We start from the raw sequence: 1,904 nt of genomic DNA on the forward strand, positions 1-1,904 counted from the left end.
GAGCAGAAATCACTGAGAACATCCCACGCCTTACGCTGTTGTGCCAGGTACGCATTGAAGGTCATCCGCGGCTCGGTGCCCCCGAAGCCATCCGGCACCATCTGGTCGCAGTACTGCCCGATGGCATACAGCGCCCACTTGTCCACATCCGCCGCCCCCAGACGTTTTCCCATGCCGTAGCGCGGGTGAGTCAGCATGTCCCACAGACACCAGGCCGGATTGTTGCTGTATGCCGGTTTCAGACTGCCGTCCCAGATACCACTGTACGTGCGTTTTTCCGGGTCATAGTTTGACGGCACCTGGATGATGCGACCGCGGATATGGTAGTTCACCGTCATCTGCTGACCACCAAACTGCTCCGCATCCACCTGCATCCCCACAATGGCCGTGTTCGGGTAGCACTGTTTCACATCGATGATTTCGGTGTATGACGACCACAGCGTCTTATTCTGCAGCTGGTCCGAGGTGCTGTCCGCTGTCTCCCGGACCATCCGGATGTTAAAGGGCCGCTCAGGCAGATTATCCAGAATCACCGACGCCAGAAACTGCGAGGTGGTCTTGCCGTTAATGGTGACATCCTTTTCCGTCACCCAGTTACCGTTACGCTGTAACTGAATCAGCAGGCGGACGGATGTCGGGTTTCGGTCACCCTTTGACGTGGTCTGCACCAGTGACTGCACCCCGAAGGTGACCCGCAGGCGGTCAATGTTCGCGGATGTAATGGTGCGCGTCACCGGCTTTGCCTTCGTCACTTCCACGCCCAGTGCGGTTTCCGCCCCGGAGGACTCAAAGCCTTCAGGTGGTGTCTGCTCCTGCTCCCCGGCGCGCCAGACCGCGGTCACACCATGTATCACAGGATTACCGTCCGTGTCCGTCAGCGGGGTTTTGTTCACCAGGATACTCTGCAGCCCCTTCACCGGACCTTCAATCGGCCCTTCACCAATGGCGTCAATCACGCTCATCATCTGCGTGGATTTGAGATTGTCCTTCGCCTCACGAGGTGTGTGCGCCCTGCCGCCACCTTTACCCATAATGTTCCTCTCAATTGGTATTATTAATCGCAGTGATAGGATACTGCACAGCTATTGCGCGATATCATCAGAACGCTGTTTGTTACCCTGTAACCAGCAAGCTCAGTCTGTTAACGGAATTAATGAGGGTTTTATGAAATGTAAAATCATTGCTGCCATTGCCATGCTGACAGCAGCATCATGCGGATACGCAGCAGAACAGGAAGTCCCAATGAACCTTGTCAGTGCTGACGGAAAAGAAGTCAGCATTGGAAAAATAACCATTCAGGAGACCCCCTACGGTCTGCTGTTCACACCAGCCCTTCACTCTCTGTCTGAAGGCATTCATGGTTTTCATGTGCACGAAAAAGGAAATTGCGCCCCGGCACTGAAAGACGGAAAACCGGTCGCAGCATTATCGGCTGGCGGTCACTTTGACCCGAAAAACACCGGCAAACATCTTGGCCCCTGGTCTCCGGATGGACACCTGGGCGACCTCCCTGCGCTGTTCGTGACGCATGACGGAAAAGCGAACTACCCGGTCCTGGCCCCGAGACTGAACTCATTAAAAGAGATTAAAGGGCGTTCTCTCATGCTTCATGCTGGCGGTGATAACCATCATGACCATCCGGAGCCCCTGGGCGGTGGTGGTGCGAGAATGGCCTGCGGCATCATTCAATAATCAGTCAGGTAAGGGGCGGGCCCCTTACCTTTATTCCTCAGGACGATAAATCCTTTCTCCCTGAAAAGAACGGCACATTCTCCCTCTCTGAGTTAATGTTTTTGTCGTGACATAAGAATAATTCTCTATAGTTAATCTTCGTAACGCTCCCGCAGTTCCGCAACTCTGCGGGATTTTTTTATTCTTTTTACCCCTGCCGCCCGATAACCACC

General features: G+C 54.3%; 3 protein-coding genes. 1 reads left to right on the forward strand and 2 read right to left on the reverse strand.

Going from position 1 to position 1,904, the window contains the following annotated elements:
• The coding region (gene gpJ / locus EA14781_RS22115) for a TipJ family phage tail tip protein (RefSeq protein ID WP_042336365.1) at nt 1-1,031 on the reverse strand (1,031 nt) is incomplete at its 3' end.
• A gap of 133 nt (nt 1,032-1,164) precedes the next feature.
• Between gpJ and sodC the strand changes: the two genes are divergently transcribed.
• A complete protein-coding gene (gene sodC / locus EA14781_RS22120) occupies nt 1,165-1,692 on the forward strand; it encodes a superoxide dismutase family protein (RefSeq protein ID WP_000649829.1) in 528 nt (175 codons plus the stop codon).
• A 30-nt stretch (nt 1,693-1,722) separates the two neighbouring features.
• On the opposite strand, the gene EA14781_RS25550 is transcribed toward sodC, so the two are convergent.
• A partial coding sequence (locus EA14781_RS25550; protein WP_042336368.1) for a hypothetical protein occupies nt 1,723-1,904 on the reverse strand: 182 nt, incomplete at its 5' end.

The organism is Escherichia albertii NBRC 107761 = DSM 17582 (genome assembly GCF_000759775.1).
Lineage (GTDB): Bacteria > Pseudomonadota > Gammaproteobacteria > Enterobacterales > Enterobacteriaceae > Escherichia > Escherichia albertii.

Bases quoted from the DNA above. Each gene is read 5' to 3' on its own strand.
- sodC (WP_000649829.1), top strand. From the start codon at position 1,165: ATGAAATGTAAAATCATTGCTGCCATTGCCATGCTGACAGCAGCATCA.